Below are 15,693 nucleotides of genomic sequence, written 5' to 3'. Positions count from 1 at the left end.
GTATGTTCAGTAAGCAGCCTTGCTGGACATCCCCCTGCGACCTGCCCCAAGGCAAGTGACCGCAAAGGCAATCACCAACGCCCCGGTACCCAACAGGAAAATCAGCTGCTGGTTGGAGCCCTCCACCAGCATGGCAATCAGTGCCGGCGTCACCGCTGCAGCCCCCATCAACGTGATGCTGACCAGCGGTGTGAGCTTGCCGGTCGGGTCGTTGGTGGTGATCAGCGCCATGTAGTAAGACAACGACAGCACCCAGCCAAAGTTGATCAGCAACAACGCCACGAACAGCTGCATTGGCGTGCGGGTATGGCCCGTGAGCATGGCGATGGAAATGAACACCGCCACCAGCCCCACGGCGATCATCAACTGGCGATTGACCCGCGCACCCAACAGGCTAGGCAGCCCCGCACCCGGCAAACCACCAAGGGCCGACAGGCCGAACGCCCAGCCGATATCGACGCCGCTGATGCCTTGGTCTCGCGCCAACTGGTCAATGAAGCCCCATACGCAGTAGATGGCGATCTGCATGAACAGCATGCCCACCAACGCAGTACGCCCCGTGCGCGCCGAACCACCCTGGGCAGGCGAGGCTTCGCCGCTGGCCAGCAACGCCGCGGGGCGACGCGGCAGCACCAGGCTGGCGCCGCAGATCAGCAAGTACCACAGGCCAAACGCGCACAAGGCGGTTACCGTGCCACTCTGCGCGGCCAGCAGCGGCAACGCTGCGGAAAACAGCGAGTACTCTGGCGTTTGCAGCAACAGCATCAACCCGAACGAACGGTCCTGGTTGGGCAAGCGGCCCAGCGTGGACACCGCATAGGCATACACCAGCCCCGCACAGGTGCCGGCCGCCAGGCGCACGATCAGCAGCAGGGTGTTGGTGGTGGCAAAGGCGGTCGCGATGCTCAAGGCCACGCACAGGGCGCCCACGATCAGGCACAGGCTGCGCCCGCCATGGCGCTTCATCAGCACCGGGCAAAGCAAGGTGCCCAGGGTCATGCCGATCATCTCGACCGACACCACCCAGCCCTGCTGATCGAGTGACAGGCTCAGTTGCTCCGTGACCAGCCCCATGAAGATGGGTTGTACGCCACAGACGATGAAGGAAGTACAGGCGATGAAAATCAGCGCGGCACGCAGCAGCTTGGAATCTTGCGTCATGGGGACCCCGACACGGCATTTGTTTTTATTGTGTGTGGCGACCTGCCCTGGAAGGCGCCGTAGCGGGCGACTGGGCGGGTCTGGTGGGCAATCGTGGGCCGAGATCGTAGGCTTTGAAAGTTAATTATCGGCATCCATATCAGTGGGCTTTTTAATGCTGGCCGCCGCCCTTTGCCTGCATCCAGAAATGCACTGCACCCGATCCTGATAATTAATTGGAGACATACCCGCATCCCCCCTACCGTGGTACGTCACCCAAGCCTCAGTAAAAAAGGTCCGATCATGAACGACCGTGAGTTCATCAACGCCATCGACGCCGATGGCCTGCCCCTGCACATTGCCGTAACCAACGGCCGCATCACCCACATCGGCCCGCAACGCGCCAGCACCCCAGCCCGTGAAACCATCGACCTCGAAGGCCTGCTGGTGCTGCCAGGCTTTGTCGATGGCCACATCCACCTGGACAAGAGCTTTGTCGGCGACCGCTGGCGACCGCACCAACCCGTGGCCACCCTGCGCGAGCGCCTGGCCGTGGAAAAACGCGAACTGGCCAGTGCCCCACCCATCGTCGAGCGCGCCGATGCGCTGATGCGCCAAGCCGCCTCGTTCGGCACCCTGGCGATGCGCTGCCACGTGGACGTAGACGCCACCACCGGCCTGACCAACCTGCACGCCATGCTCCAAGCCCGGGACAAGTGGAAAGACCTGCTCGACATCGAGCTGGTGGCCTTCCCCCAGGCCGGTGTGGTGACCTGCCCCGGTACGGCTGAGGTGATGGAAGCGGCCATCCGCGAAGGCGTGCAGGTAGTCGGCGGCATCGACCCGACCACCCTGGACGGCGACGCCGACGCCCAGCTGGACATTGTCTTCGGCATCGCCGAACGGCATGGCGTGAAGGTCGACATTCACCTGCACGAGCCGGGCGATATCTGCATCGCCCAGCTCGAGCGCATTGCGGCACGCACCCAGGCACTGGGCATGCAAGGCCTGGTGGCGGTCAGCCACGCCTATGGCCTGGGCGACGTATCCGATGCTGTTGTCGACCGCACGGCCGAAGTGCTGGCCGGCGCAGGCATCTCCATCATGACCAACGCCCCCGGCGAACATGCGTTCCCACCCGTACTGCGCCTGCGTAACGGCGGCGTGCGGGTATTTACCGGCAACGACAACATCCAGGACGCCTGGTGGCCCTACGGCAATGGCGACATGCTGCAGCGGGCCATGCTGGTCAGCTACCGCTCGGGCTTCAATACCGATGAAGAGCTGCGGGTTGCGCTGGAAATGGCGACCGAAGCCAGTGCCGGGGTGATAGGCAAGCAGGACTATGGTTTGAAGGTTGGTAACGAGGCGAGCTTTGTTCTGCTCAAGGCGCCCAATGCTGCTGCGGCGGTGGCTGCGGCCATTCATGAACGGGTGATTGTGCGCCATGGCGCGTTCTGGGGCAGGCCTGCGCAGTTGCAGTTGAAAGCTGCGCAGTTTGCTACCGAACTGCGGCGTTAACCGCAGGCGAAGTTCAGATCTCAGCCCTGCTCGGCCCCTGTGGGAGCGGGTTCACCCGCGAACACCGGCAGCGCCGGTGCCATACACCGCGTTGTCTTCTTCGCGGGTAAACCCGCTCCCACAGGGTACGCGGCACGGTTTCGAGCTTTGTACGCTGAGCGAAGGCGCAGCCAATGGGCTGCGCAGGCTCACTCGGCCTCAGCCCGCAAGATCCCGATCAGAATTTCAGCCAGCGCCATGACCATAGGGTCCGCCGTAGGCCGATGAAAAATCGCCGCCTCAAACACCTTGATGGGCTTGAACCCCTGCTCCGCCCCGAGCACTCGATGCCCACCCGTCACCACCCGCGACGGCAACAGGCTAACCCCCAACCCGTTCGCCACCGCTTCCTGAATCCCCGCCAGGCTCGAACTGGTAAAAGCGATCCGCCAACTGCGCCCCATTGCCTCGACTGCACCGATCATGTCATCCCGGTACAACCCCCGCGGCGGAAAGGTCACCAGCGGAATAGGGTCTTGGGCAAAACACGGGTACTGCGCACTGTCGATCCATTCGATGCGCTCCGGCTCGCACGCATTGGCCTCCCGGCTATGGCGCCGCTGCTTGATCAGCACCAGGTCCAGTTCGCCACGGTCATAGGTGCTCATCAAGTCCCGGCTAAGCCCACCGGTAATTTCCAGCTTCACCGTCGGGTTAAGCCGGTTGAACGCCGCCAGCGCCTGCATCGTCTTGCCCGCGACAAAATCGTCCGGCAGGCCGATGCGCACGGTCACCGTCACCCCACCCGACATGGCCTCGGTCAGCTGGCTGCTCACCGCCAGCAAGTGCCGCGCATACCCCAGCAGGGTTTCCCCGGCATCGGTCGGGTGCACCTCGCGGTTGCTGCGGTCGAGCAACTGCTGGCCGACCATTTCCTCCAGCCGGCGCACCTTCTGGCTGACCGTGGACTGGGTGGAGTGCAGGCGCGCGGCAGCGGTGGTGAAACTGCCGCAGTCGGCCACCATGACCACGGTGCGGAGCATGTCCAGGTCATAGATGGCACGGTTGGGTTTGATGGAGTCAGGCATCTGCGGGTTCAGCTTTAGTGGATGGGGCTGGGTACATGATGCCTGAAGCTGGCGTGCATGATGCAATGCCAGAGGGCAAGGCATGCCTTGTATGCATGCACGAACCCTTTCGCGGATGCAGTCTTTTGCTCAAGCTGCAGCGGCCCCCTTCCCCTCGCCACTGACCTCGAACTGCCCCACCAGCTTCTGCAACTTGCCGGCATCCACCCGCACCTTCTGCGCGCTGCTCTGCAGCACCACCGCCGTCTGGCGCATCTCGCTGGAGGACTGGTTGACCTGGTCGATGGTCTTGCCGTATTCCACGCTACGCCGGTTGAGCTGCTGGATGATCGCGAACATGCCTTCCACGGCCTGGTGCAGTTGGACGTTCTCGGACGAGGCGTCTTCGGCAAGGCGCAGGCTGTTGTCGACGTCCTGTACGCCCTGCTCCATGAAGCTGACGGCCTGGCGGGTTTCGCCCTGAAGGCTCTCGACCATGTGGCGGATGTCTTCAGCGGCCCGCGCGGTTCGCGCGGCCAGGCTGCGCACCTCGTCGGCCACCACCGCAAAGCCGCGGCCATGTTCGCCGGCACGCGCCGCCTCGATGGCAGCATTGAGCGCCAGCAGGTTGGTCTGGTTGGTGATGTCGCTGATCAACCCGGTGATGTTGTCGATTTCGACCATGCGGCTGTCGAGCCGCTGCACACTGGAGGACGAGCGCGCCACCACATCGCGAATCGACTGGGTGCCTGCCTGCACCGCCAGAAACTGCTCGCGGGCACGGCTGACCACCTCGTCCATCGCCTGCTTCATCTGCTCGGCGCTGACCGAGGCCTGCTGCAGTTCACCAAGCTGCTCCTCCATGATGATCATCATGTGGTGCACGGCGTCCGCCACATCGGCAGAGCTCACACTCGCCTCCTGGCTGCGCCCGAGCATCATCTGGTTGGTGCTGCCGACCGTGCGGCTGGCCTTCACAACCTGCCCCACTACCGCGTCCAGGCGGTCGATGAAGCTGTTGATCCAGCGCGCCATGTCGCCGCTCTCATCGTTGCCCAGGGTGCTGGTGTCCAGGCGCTGACGCAGGTTGCCTTCACCCTCGGCAATGGTGCGCAGTACGCCGCTCATGCCATTCAACCTGGCTGCCAGGCGCTTGGGCCCGAACACGCCGAACACCAGCGTGGCGCCGAGCATGCTCACGGCCAGAATCACGTCGTTCAGCCCTTGCGGCAGGCCGGCATAGTGCTGCACCAGGTAGTTGCAGCCGAACAACCCGGCCATGGTCGCCACATAGGGTTTCATCAACCCATAGCTCAGCGAGCGGCGTCGGTAGACCTCCTCCAGGTCCGCCTCGCACATCATGCCCCAGCGGTCGGGCGAGCCCGGCAACTGGAACGTCACGCCCTTGCCGACCACCGGCACGTGGCGGTAGTCCGAGTAACCCGGGTAGGTCACGAACAGGTTGGCACCACGCCTGATGGTTTCCCTCACCCCTGGGTGCAGTTCGCGCGTGGAGGGGTCGGTGAAGCGCAGTTCCAGCTCGGTATGGCGCTGGACCTGCACGGTGGTCCAGGGCGTGTGCACACCACTTTTGAGGTTTTCGCCATGGGTAAAGGTGCCGTCCTCGAAGCGCGAGCGCGACAGCGCCGTGCCGGGCTGGATCGCCGGGTCGAAGCGCGACTGCGCCATGAACAGGTAGTTGTCGCCCGACTCGGCGAAAATATGCCCGGCCTCGCGCTGGATCAGGTCACCCAGCACATCGTTGGGCACCCGGCCGCACAGGCAGCCGAGCACTTTGCCACCGGCCTTCACCGGCTGGTAGAACATCAGCGTTACTTCATCGTGGAAGCGTGAGGACGACGGGCCAATGCGCAGGGTCAGCGGGTCGCTGTAGGGGCCATGGAGGAACGGCGCCTTCAGGCCTTGGGCCAGCGCTGTAGTGTGCTCGATACGCGGCGTACCACGTTGTGGCCAGGTGGAGGCGATGATGCTGCCGGCAGCATCGACGACAAACAACTCGGAAAAGTCTTCGGCCTGCGCCAGCTTGTCCCGCAGCAGCGTGCTGTCGGGTTGAGCGAACCCTTGCGCGAGTTGTTCCGCTAGTTCCGCCAAGTGCTCCCAGTGCTCGCACGCCCAATCATGCAACAACCGCACGCGGGTCTGGGCAATGGCTTCGAAAGTTTGCTCGATCTGCGGGTAATTCGCCCGGTTAAGGTGACATGCCCAGCCCATCCTGAGCTTTCCGGTTTTACCCAGCCAGGGCAGCCAGCCCTTTTCACTCGATGACAACTCCATGGAACCACTGGAAAGCGACATTATCTTCACCATACGCGACATCGGATGGCAATCTGATAGCAAGTCGCACGCCAACGGCGGGAGCGGTGATTAATGGGGAATTCAAGTCATTGAATGCACAGCACTTGTGCAAGAAAGGTCATGGGCAGGCCCTGAATGCACCACCGAGGCGCAAACCAGATGAAATCAGGCCCTTATCCGGAATGTGACAAATAGCCGCCAGAACTGCTCGCACATCGCACAACAGTTCGATAATCGCACAAATTCCGCTAAACCCCCTCTACTGTTGCCCTATCTTGCGGCACGCTATAGCGAAAGTCAGCAAACAATTTCAAGCGCTGACAGGCCTCATCGCTTAAAAGCGCCGGCCAGCCCGACAACCATACTCCAGGAACAACCAGGAGCTCGCCTTGATCAATAAAACGTACGAGTCCATCGCCAGCGCGGTGGAAGGGATCACCGACGGTTCGACCATCATGGTCGGTGGCTTCGGCACAGCCGGCATGCCGTCCGAGCTGATCGATGGCCTGATCGCAACCGGTGCCCGCGACCTGACCATTATCAGCAACAACGCCGGCAACGGCGAAATCGGCCTGGCCGCCCTGCTCATGGCGGGCAGCGTGCGCAAGGTGGTGTGCTCGTTCCCGCGCCAGTCCGACTCCTACGTGTTCGACGAACTGTACCGCGCCGGCAAGATCGAGCTGGAAGTGGTGCCGCAAGGCAACCTGGCCGAGCGCATCCGCGCAGCGGGTTCGGGCATTGGTGCGTTCTTCTCGCCGACCGGCTACGGCACCCTGCTGGCCGAAGGCAAGGAAACCCGTGAAATCGACGGCCGCATGTACGTGCTGGAAATGCCGCTGCACGCCGACTTTGCGCTGATCAAGGCGCACAAGGGTGACCGTTGGGGCAACCTGACCTACCGCAAGGCCGCGCGCAACTTCGGCCCGATCATGGCCATGGCCGCCAAGACCGCCATCGCCCAGGTCGACCAGGTTGTCGAACTCGGTGAACTGGACCCGGAACACATCATCACCCCGGGTATCTTCGTACAGCGCGTGGTTGCCGTTACCGGCGCTGCCGCTTCTTCGATCGCCAAAGCTGTCTGAGGCCTGCCATGACCATCACCAAAAAGCTCTCCCGCACCGAGATGGCCCAGCGCGTGGCCGCAGACATCCAGGAAGGCGCGTACGTAAACCTGGGCATTGGCGCACCGACCCTGGTAGCCAACTACCTGGGCGACAAGGAAGTGTTCCTGCACAGCGAGAACGGCCTGCTGGGCATGGGCCCAAGCCCAGCGCCGGGCGAGGAAGACGATGACCTGATCAACGCCGGCAAACAGCACGTCACCCTGCTGACCGGTGGTGCCTTCTTCCACCATGCCGACTCGTTCTCGATGATGCGTGGCGGCCACCTGGACATCGCCGTACTGGGCGCCTTCCAGGTGTCGGTCAAGGGCGACCTGGCCAACTGGCACACCGGCGCCGAAGGCTCGATCCCGGCCGTAGGCGGCGCGATGGACCTGGCCACCGGCGCCCGCCAGGTGTTCGTGATGATGGACCACCTGACCAAGACCGGCGAAAGCAAGCTGGTGCCCGAGTGCACCTACCCGCTGACCGGCATTGCGTGCGTTAGCCGCATCTACACCGACCTGGCCGTACTGGAAGTGACGCCTGAAGGGCTGAAAGTGGTCGAGATATGTGCAGATATCGACTTTGACGAGTTGCAGAAGCTGAGCGGTGTGCCGCTGATAAAGTGATCTTCCGGCTTACACAGTCTGTTGCCTTACGCGGACCTTTGTAGGAGCGGCCATGTGCCGCGAAAGGGCTGCAAAGCAGCCCCAGCACCCGTTGATGTAACGCCAAAATCCGGGGGCCGCTTTGCGGCCCTTTCGCGGCACAAGGCCGCTCCTACAGGTTGATGCGCCAGCATCGAAAGCTGTGCACTACCTGTAGGAGCTGGCTTGCCTGCGATGGGCTGCACAGCAGCCCCCATGGCCCCGACCAACAGCCACTATCCCAAGCCTCACCCCATTTCAGCCCGAGACTATCGCTTTCCTGGCACGATTCAAGGTGCGACGGTCACGTCCGCCTGGCCGCTCTGAGCCAGAGCCGCATGAATGAAACCTTCAGCTTTTTTTCGCTCAACGAATGCCCTTACGTATGCCGCGCCCGCATCCCGTCCACGTGGCACCGCCATTGCCTGGCGGATTGAGGTGAAGGCGTCATCCAGCACCCGATAGCGCGGGTCGAGATCAGCTACCTTCTGCAAGGGTTGGCGCACGCCCGCAGCCGCATCGAGTTTTTGTTCAAGGAACAGATCAACCGCCCCTGCGGACGTGTCCGCGCGTTCAAGCTCGGCGTTCTTCAGGGTACGGGTCAGAAACAGATCGTAGGCAGCCCCCTTGCCCACTGCCAGCTTCAGCCCGGCTTGGTCCAGATCAGCCACCGACTGGAATGGGGAGTCGCGCTCAACGAGGTACGTGCCTTCAATAATGACGTAGGGTTCGCTGAACGAGATCTGCGCCTCACGCACCGGCTCGATAGCCAGAAACGCCAGGCTCCATACCCCCTCGTCCAACGCGGCAAAGACTTTGCCTGCGGCATCGAAAGTGCGCATTTCCAGCTTCACACCCAGTTCTTGCGCAAGGGCTTTGGCAAGTGCAACGGATACGCCTTGTGGCTCGCCATTCGGGCCACGCTGAGCGAGCACGGGGTTACCAAAGTTGATCGCAGCGTGCATGACGCCACCTGGGGCCAAGTCATCGAGTACCGCGGGGGTGATGGTGGTCATAGGGATCTCCTGAAAGGGGTTTACCAGATTGGCAAGGTATACGAAACGATCAAGCGATTCTCATCCGCGCCACGCGCAAGGTTCGCGCGGTAGGCCGCATTGCGCCAACGGATACCAACATTTTTCAATGCACCGGACTGGAATACGTATGCAATATCAGTATTGCGCTCCCACTCACGGCCTTCCCCGGCATGGGTAGCTGCATCAGCGTGATCGCCTTTGACATAGCGACTCATGAACGTCAGCCCAGGGATGCCGATGGCGGCAAAGTTGTAGTCGTAACGCAGCTGCCAGGAGCGTTCGCCAGGCTCGGCAAAATCGTTGATCTGGATATAGTTGGTGAGGTACGGATCCGTGCCATTGAGAAATGGCATCGAAGTGTCACCGTTCATTTTCTGTAGCCCGAGGCCAAATGCATGGCCGCCCAGGCTATAAGTGAACAACCCACTGAGCGCACCACTGTCGATGGCGCCAGCATTCGCGTTGCCAGCGTCGTCGCTCAGCATGTAGCGCAAATCGCTTTTGAGCTTACCGGGGCCAATGCTCCACGTGTGATTGATACCCAAAAAGTTTTGTCGGTACACGTCCTGCAGTTCGGCGTACTGGTAGCTAAGTGTCAGCCCTTTGTTAACCGCGTAATCAAATCCGCCCACCCAGTAATCATCACCTTCCACAGCACCGGTAAACCTGCGGTTCTTGTTGTTCAGGGTGATTTTCTGAGCGTCGGTCGAGTCACGATCAGTCACGCGATTGAAGCGTGCACCCGTCAGCGTGAAGCCCTCGATTTCGTTACTGGTCAGCAAGCCACCTTCGAAGGTCTGCGGCAGTATCCGCCCGGTATTGGCCTGCACGGTCGGCAGCTTGGGGGTGAGTGTTCCGTACCTGAGCTCGCTTTCGGAAACCTTCACCTTGGCGGTCAGGCCGAGACGACTGAACTCATCGGCAGCGCGCCCATCGTCATGCACCGGCAGCAGGCCGGAACCGGATCGGTCAGGGCTTGAATCCAGCTTGATACCCAGCATTCCCAACGCATCAAGGCCAAAGCCCACAGTGCCTGGGGTGTAACCAGAGCGGAAATCGAAGAGGAATCCCTGGGCCCATTCTTCCCGTTTGGACTGGCCGGCACCCTCGCGAAAATCGCGATTGAAGTAGTAGTTTTGCAGTTGCAGGCTTGCCTTGCTGTCCTCGGCAAAACCTTCTGCACCGGCGGTACCGACGACCAGGCACGGGGACAGAGTGATCAGGGTGCGCAGGATGTTTTTGTTGTTGTGCATCTGGCGATTCCATTTTTTGGCATGACGCTGCCCGACCCGGAACGGGCCAGGAAGAAATTATTCGTTACGGGGATTGCTACGCGGTCTGGAACCGCCCTTACAAAGATTGGAATGCCCTGTAAGAGCGACTCTGTCAGCAGGTCAGTGGGCTGAAGCGGCTACTGGCTGATCGGGCTCTTTGTTGGTCACACGCATCAGTGCAGTCATCAGGAACGCGATGAGCAGCAGTGCGCTGAGGAACAGCAGGCCGGTAGCGGCGCTCTGGCTGTTGCCTTTAACCACGCCAATCATTGATGGGCCAACGAAACCACCCAGGTTGCCGATGGAGTTGATTACTGCGATGGATACCGCTGCGGTAGCACGATCAAGGAACAGGGTGGGCAGTGCCCAGAACGGGGATTTGAAGCTGTAGAGACCCGACAATGCCACACAGATCATCGCCATCGAGGCCACAGGACTGGACAACATGCCCGCCCCCACCAGGCCCAAGGCCGCCACTGCAAGGGGGATCGCAGAATGCATCTTGCGCTCGTTTCGTCGATCAGAGCTTCGCGACCAAATAACCATCGCTACCGTCGCAACGATATAGGGCAGCATTGCGATCAAACCGATTTGCGTGTGCGTGAGCTCGCTGGAGAAGCCTTTGATGATCTGCGGCATCCAGTAACCCACACCCAGGCTGCCGCACTGGTACACGAAATAGATGAAGGCCAGGTACAGCACCTTCTTGTTGACCATTGTCTTGAACACACCCAGTCGCTTGACGTTCTTGCGGCTCTGGCGATCACGCTCGAGCTCGGCGAGCAGCCAGTCTTTCTCCTGCTGGGTAAGCCATTTGGCCTGCTCCGGTTTGTCAGTCAGGAACAAGAAGCAGGCTATGCCAAGGAACACGGCCGGGACGCCTTCGAGGAACAGCATCCAACGCCAGCCGCTCCAGTCCAGCCACTTGATGTTGTCCATGATCCAGGTCGAAAGCGGCGCGCCAATGATGTAGCTGACCGGGATTGCCGCCGTGAACAGCGCGACGGTCGTGGCCAGCTCCTTCGAGCGGAACCAGTAGGTCAGGTAGACGATCACGCCCGGAAAGAAGCCCGCCTCGGCCACGCCCAGGAAAAAGCGCAGCACGTAAAGCTGGTTGGCGGTCTGGGCGAAGGCGGTAGCGGCAGCAATCAGGCCCCAGGTCACCAGGATCCGGGCTATCCAGACCCGCGCACCGTATTTGTTGAGCATCACGTTGCTCGGCACTTCGAACAGGAAATAGCCGATGAAGAAGATCCCGGAAATGAAACCGAACGCCTCGCTGGTCAGGGCGAGTTCCTTGTTCATCTCCAGCGCGGCATAACCGATATTGGCGCGGTCCAGGTAGGAGACGATGTACAGCAAGAACATGAACGGGATGATCCGCAAGGTAACCTTGCGAACGACAGCCTGCTCATCGACAGTTTTGTTGTTGTTCATAGAGACCTCATCTAGGGCGAACCGTAGCTCGCCCTTTAATTGTTATCGTTGCAGCAGGTATCAGGCGGAAAAGATCATGCAGACCGGGCTGCCGGTCGAAATCGAAAAATCTGTCTTGCTCAAACCACCGGTCTGCGGATCGACAGCAAATGACACGATGCTGTCGCTGTCCTCATTGAGTGCAAACAGGAAACGCTGATTTGGCGTCAGGCTGAAGAAACGCGGCGTTTTCCCTTCGCTAGGCACGAAGTCGACAGGGCTCAGCAGGCCACTTCCCTGATCAATCTTGAACACAGCGATGCTGTCGTAACCGCGATTGGAGGCATAGAGGAAACGCCCGCTGCGGTCCACTTCGATCTCGGACGCGCGGCTGTTGCCGGTATAGCTCGCCGGCAGCGACGGCAACACCTGGAACGGTTGCAGGGCACCACTGCGCGAGTCGAAACGGTAGCTGGTAACGGTTGAGTCCAGCTCGTTGATCACATAAGCGAAACCGGCTTTGGGGTGCATTGCGATATGACGCGGGCCAGAACCCTCGCGGGCAACAGCGAATGGCTGGTCGGCAGGGTGCAGCTTGCCGTTGTCAAAGCGGAAGCTGAACACTCGATCCAGGCCTTTATCCGGTACCAGAACGTAGTTCCCTGTTGCATCAAACGGGTTGAAATGCGGCTTGGCGAATGGCTGCTCAACCCGATGAGGGCCAGTGGGGCCTTCAAGCTTGAGCAATTGATTGATACCGCCCAAGGCGCCATTTTCTTCCACATTGAGCACTGCCAAGGTGCCGGTAATATGGTTGGAAACCACCAGGAACCGCTCGCTCGGATCCAGCGCCAAATGCACCGGATTCTTTCCTTCACAGCTTTGGCGGTTGAGGAATGTCAGCTTCCCACTTGCCTTGTCGACGCTGAAGGCACTGACCTCACTGCGGTCGCCATGAACAGTGTAGAGGCGATCACCGGCGCGATTGAGGGCAAGAAACGAGGGATTCACCAAGTCGTCGACCAACTGCACCTGCTCCAGCGTGCCGGCGTCTTGATTCAACCGATAGACCGTGATGCCATCACCACGGGCATTGCGCTCCCGGGTTGTGCGCGATCCGACATAAGCGAACATTGGGGTATTACTCCCGCTTGCAGAATTGTTTGAAGACATGGCACTCGCGGCGCTGACCAACCCTGCAGGTAGCAATGAGCCCAGGATACCGAGGCCGGTGGCTGTACCTAAGTGCTTGATCAGCGTGCGACGGCATAACCCTGCGTGCGTGACGCTCGCGAGGTCAGGCGCAACAACGTTGGATTGTTCGCGATCCATGGACGAGTCCTTCTTATTGTTTTGGCCAAGTAGGCCCCCGCATGGGGCCTTTAAACATCAAGCCCGAGTGCGGGCAACAACCTTGCGGATCACGAACGGGAGCACACCACCGTTGGCCAGGTAGCGCACTTCCTGCTGCGAATCCACACGCGCAATAACCTCGGCTTCATCACGACGGCCATCGGCGCGATGAACGATCAACTTGATCAGGTTCTCGCCTACAGCCAGCTCATCAAGGCCCAGGAAATCGAACTGCTCGCTGCCATCCATACGAAGGTCGTCAACGCTTTGGCCAGGTTTGAAGACCAGAGGCAGTACGCCCATGCCGATCAGATTGCTGCGGTGAATACGCTCGATGCTTTGCGCAACCACCGCCTTCACCCCAAGCAGGGCCTGTGCCTTCGCGGCCCAGTCACGGCTGGAGCCAGCGCCGTAGTTGATACCTGCAAAAACCACCATCGGTGTCTTTTGCAGGGCATAGCTTTTGGCAGCCTCGTACAGCGGTAAGCATTCGCTGTGGTCAGCATTCCACGCCCAGGCGCCCAGCCCTGGCTGCTGATCACCAAGGAGACGGTTCTTCACTGATTTGTTGGTGAAGGCACCACGCAGCATCACTTCATGGTTACTGCGACGCGTGGAATACTGGTTGAGGTCCTGTGGATCCTCACCACGTTCGAGCAACCACTGGCCCGCCAAGCTATTGGCAGGGATCGCGCCTGCTGGCGAGATGTGGTCAGTAGTGACGTTATCGCCAAGCACCATCAACGTCCGAGCACCATTGATAGCCAGGGACGCTTTAGGCTCCGCCTGGATATCCGCCAGGTATTGCGGACGACGCAGGTAGGTAGACTCGGGCCTCCAGGGAAACTGGACACTACCCTCGGCAGAAAGCGCCTGCCAATGGTGCGTACCCTCCCAGACAGTTGCCAGGCGATGCTGGAAGAACTCCGGCTTGACCACCTTGGCGACCTCATCGGCAATGTCAGCATCGCTTGGCATCAGATCCTGCAAGAATACCGGCTGGCCCCCAGCATCCGTGGCAAGCGGCTGCGAAGTCAGGTCGATATCGATGGTACCGGCGATGGCGTAGGCAACGCACAACGCCGGGGATGCCAGATAGCCTGCCGGTACTTTAGGGTTCACCCGGCCTTCGAAATTTCGGTTGCCGGACAACACGACCACGCCTTTGAGGCCCTGATCGGCGAAATGCTCAACGTGCTCTTCGAGCTTCCCCGAGTTGCCGATGCAGGTCATGCAACCGAAGCCCGCCAGATCGAAGCCCAATGCAGAAAAGTCTTCCAGCAGGTTGGCTTCAGCCAAGTAGTCTGCGACCACCTGCGAGCCAGGCGAGAGCGACGTCTTGACCCACGGCTTACGCTGAAGGCCCAGGCTCCGGGCCTTACGGGCCAGCAAACCCGCCTGGATCATCTGCGCCGGGTTTGCGGTGTTGGTACAGCTGGTAATAGCCGACATCACCACAGCGCCGTGAGTGATCGACTCACCAAAAGAAGGCTCGAAGAAGCACTGCTCTTGCGGAGCTGTGATCAGCTTGCCGCCGCCCAGCACTTCATCCTGGAACGACGCTGCGGCCTTGGAAAGTGGCTGACGTTGGTGCGGTTGGTGCGGGCCTGCAACACTCGGCTCGATGCACGCCAGATCAAGCTCGATGAGCTCGTCGAATTCCGGCTCGGCCAGCTCGTCGCGGCGCCACAGCGGCTGGGCGCTCATGTAGGCGATGACTTGCTCGCGCAACTTGGCCGAACGACCGCTGAGCTCCAGGTAGGCCAACGTCTCGTTGTCGAACGGGAAGAACACAACCGTCGCCCCGTACTCGGGCGCCATGTTGGAGACTGTGCCACGTGCTGCCCAGCTTAGCGTGGAGAGGCCTGGCCCAGTGAACTCCACGAACTTGCCCACGACCGAGCGCTTACGCAGAATTTCTGCCACATGCAGGGACAAATCGGTGGCTGTTACACCTGGGCGCATGGCATTGGTCACGCGGATACCAATCACTTTCGGGAAGCTGATCGGTACCGGTTCACCCACCATGGCGGCCTGCCCTTCCAGCCCACCAACGCCCCAGCCCAGCACACCAATGGCATTGATCATCGGCGTGTGGCTGTCGGTGGCGACCATGTCGTCAGGGTGGAGCAGGCGCTCCCCGTTCGCTGCGCGACTTTCCCAAACGACCTGGGCCAACGCCTCCATGTTCATCTGGTGAATGATGCCGGTACCCGGTGGGATCACACCAAAGTTGTCCAGGCTCTTCTGAGCCCATTTGATGAAACGGTAGCGCTCGCTGTTGCGGCGGAAGTCGATGTCCAGGTTCTGCTCGACCGCGTTCGCCTCGGCGTAGCGCTCGACGATTACCGAGTGGTCGATAGTCAGTACAGCGGGGATCAGCGGGTTCATCGCCTGTGGATCGCCACCCAGCTCGGCGACAACATCCCGCATGCCGGCGAAGTCGGCCAAAGCAGGCAGGCAGGTGGTGTCATGGAACATCAGGCGGTTGGGCTGGAAAGGTACTTCGCAGTCCGGGCCCTGCCCGGTAGCTCTCGCCAACACTGACGGCAAGGCTTCTGGAGAGCAGCGTGCAACGTTCTCCAGCAGGATACGAATGGAATACGGCAGCTTTGCCAGCTGGCTGAGATCAAGCATCTTGCCCAGATCGACAATCGTGAACGAATCATCGTTGATTGTCAGGGGAGTAAAGAGGTCGCAGGCAGTCTCGGTCATGCTCATTTCGCTCGGCTTCTTATAGTGCTAGCAGGCATGCGCGGAGCCATGCCTTAGGCGGTTGAGCCGATACTAAGAGCAGTCTGCGGGGATGAAAATTGGTCAATTACCACAACAGCGTT

Annotated in this window: 11 protein-coding genes; 3 read left to right on the top strand and 8 right to left on the bottom strand. The window is 60.7% G+C overall.

Features of this window, described 5'->3' with window-relative positions:
* Positions 1-6: 6 nt before the first annotated feature.
* Positions 7-1,161 carry an MFS transporter gene (locus N805_RS03045; protein ID WP_019472017.1) on the bottom strand — a complete coding sequence of 385 codons (1,155 nt, stop codon included), beginning with the start codon at positions 1,159-1,161 and terminating at the stop codon, positions 7-9.
* A gap of 282 nt (positions 1,162-1,443) precedes the next feature.
* Between N805_RS03045 and N805_RS03040 the strand changes: the two genes are divergently transcribed.
* The gene (locus N805_RS03040; RefSeq protein WP_019472016.1) at positions 1,444-2,661 is read left to right on the top strand and encodes an amidohydrolase family protein; all 1,218 of its coding nucleotides are present in this window, start codon (positions 1,444-1,446) and stop codon (positions 2,659-2,661) included.
* A gap of 188 nt (positions 2,662-2,849) precedes the next feature.
* On the opposite strand, the gene N805_RS03035 is transcribed toward N805_RS03040, so the two are convergent.
* Both N805_RS03035 and N805_RS31220 read right to left on the bottom strand, forming a co-directional pair.
* On the bottom strand, positions 2,850-3,728 hold the full coding sequence (locus N805_RS03035; RefSeq protein ID WP_019472015.1) for a LysR substrate-binding domain-containing protein: 879 nt from the start codon (positions 3,726-3,728) through the stop codon (positions 2,850-2,852).
* A gap of 129 nt (positions 3,729-3,857) precedes the next feature.
* Positions 3,858-4,508 carry a methyl-accepting chemotaxis protein gene (locus N805_RS31220; RefSeq protein WP_371113225.1) on the bottom strand — a complete coding sequence of 217 codons (651 nt, stop codon included), beginning with the start codon at positions 4,506-4,508 and terminating at the stop codon, positions 3,858-3,860.
* 1,904 nt (positions 4,509-6,412) lie between these two features.
* On the opposite strand from N805_RS31220, the gene N805_RS03025 reads away from it, so the two are divergent.
* Both N805_RS03025 and N805_RS03020 read left to right on the top strand, forming a co-directional pair.
* Positions 6,413-7,108, top strand: coding sequence for a 3-oxoacid CoA-transferase subunit A (locus N805_RS03025; RefSeq protein ID WP_010954768.1), 696 nt, complete (start codon positions 6,413-6,415; stop codon positions 7,106-7,108).
* 8 nt (positions 7,109-7,116) lie between these two features.
* Positions 7,117-7,758, top strand: a complete 642-nt coding sequence (locus N805_RS03020) for a 3-oxoacid CoA-transferase subunit B (protein ID WP_003251131.1) — start codon at positions 7,117-7,119, stop codon at positions 7,756-7,758.
* Positions 7,759-8,066: 308 nt separating this feature from the next.
* Here N805_RS03020 and N805_RS03015 read toward each other — a convergent pair whose 3' ends face one another.
* The 5 genes from N805_RS03015 to acnA all read right to left on the bottom strand — a co-directional run bounded on the left by N805_RS03015 (position 8,067) and on the right by acnA (position 15,571).
* Positions 8,067-8,792: a transporter substrate-binding domain-containing protein gene (locus tag N805_RS03015; RefSeq protein WP_019472013.1), complete on the bottom strand. Its 726-nt coding sequence runs from the start codon at positions 8,790-8,792 to the stop codon at positions 8,067-8,069.
* 20 nt (positions 8,793-8,812) lie between these two features.
* Positions 8,813-10,066, bottom strand: a complete 1,254-nt coding sequence (locus tag N805_RS03010) for an OprD family porin (protein ID WP_019472012.1) — start codon at positions 10,064-10,066, stop codon at positions 8,813-8,815.
* A gap of 141 nt (positions 10,067-10,207) precedes the next feature.
* On the bottom strand, positions 10,208-11,524 hold the full coding sequence (locus tag N805_RS03005) for an MFS transporter (RefSeq protein ID WP_019472011.1): 1,317 nt from the start codon (positions 11,522-11,524) through the stop codon (positions 10,208-10,210).
* A 60-nt stretch (positions 11,525-11,584) separates the two neighbouring features.
* On the bottom strand, positions 11,585-12,637 hold the full coding sequence (locus tag N805_RS03000) for a lactonase family protein (RefSeq protein ID WP_019472010.1): 1,053 nt from the start codon (positions 12,635-12,637) through the stop codon (positions 11,585-11,587).
* A gap of 255 nt (positions 12,638-12,892) precedes the next feature.
* Positions 12,893-15,571 (bottom strand): aconitate hydratase AcnA, encoded by a 2,679-nt coding sequence (gene acnA, locus N805_RS02995; RefSeq protein WP_026034518.1) that lies wholly within the window; start codon positions 15,569-15,571, stop codon positions 12,893-12,895.
* Positions 15,572-15,693 lie beyond the last annotated feature (122 nt).

Source organism: Pseudomonas putida S13.1.2 (assembly GCF_000498395.2).
Classification (GTDB): Bacteria; Pseudomonadota; Gammaproteobacteria; order Pseudomonadales; family Pseudomonadaceae; genus Aquipseudomonas; species Aquipseudomonas putida_Q.
Note: the sequence above shows the minus strand (reverse complement) of the source record. Positions and strands in the feature narration are given on the sequence as shown.

What these genes read in the sequence shown, in the direction of transcription:
- N805_RS03010 (WP_019472012.1), bottom strand. Translation starts at nt 10,066, where the DNA reads ATGCACAACAACAAAAACATCCTGCGCACCCTGATCACTCTGTCCCCG.
- N805_RS31220 (WP_371113225.1), bottom strand. Translation starts at nt 4,508, where the DNA reads ATGGACGAGGTGGTCAGCCGTGCCCGCGAGCAGTTTCTGGCGGTGCAG.
- N805_RS03040 (WP_019472016.1), top strand. Translation starts at nt 1,444, where the DNA reads ATGAACGACCGTGAGTTCATCAACGCCATCGACGCCGATGGCCTGCCC.
- N805_RS03035 (WP_019472015.1), bottom strand. Translation starts at nt 3,728, where the DNA reads ATGCCTGACTCCATCAAACCCAACCGTGCCATCTATGACCTGGACATG.
- N805_RS03020 (WP_003251131.1), top strand. Translation starts at nt 7,117, where the DNA reads ATGACCATCACCAAAAAGCTCTCCCGCACCGAGATGGCCCAGCGCGTG.
- N805_RS03045 (WP_019472017.1), bottom strand. Translation starts at nt 1,161, where the DNA reads ATGACGCAAGATTCCAAGCTGCTGCGTGCCGCGCTGATTTTCATCGCC.
- N805_RS03000 (WP_019472010.1), bottom strand. Translation starts at nt 12,637, where the DNA reads ATGTTCGCTTATGTCGGATCGCGCACAACCCGGGAGCGCAATGCCCGT.
- N805_RS03015 (WP_019472013.1), bottom strand. Translation starts at nt 8,792, where the DNA reads ATGACCACCATCACCCCCGCGGTACTCGATGACTTGGCCCCAGGTGGC.
- N805_RS03005 (WP_019472011.1), bottom strand. Translation starts at nt 11,524, where the DNA reads ATGAACAACAACAAAACTGTCGATGAGCAGGCTGTCGTTCGCAAGGTT.
- acnA (WP_026034518.1), bottom strand. Translation starts at nt 15,571, where the DNA reads ATGACCGAGACTGCCTGCGACCTCTTTACTCCCCTGACAATCAACGAT.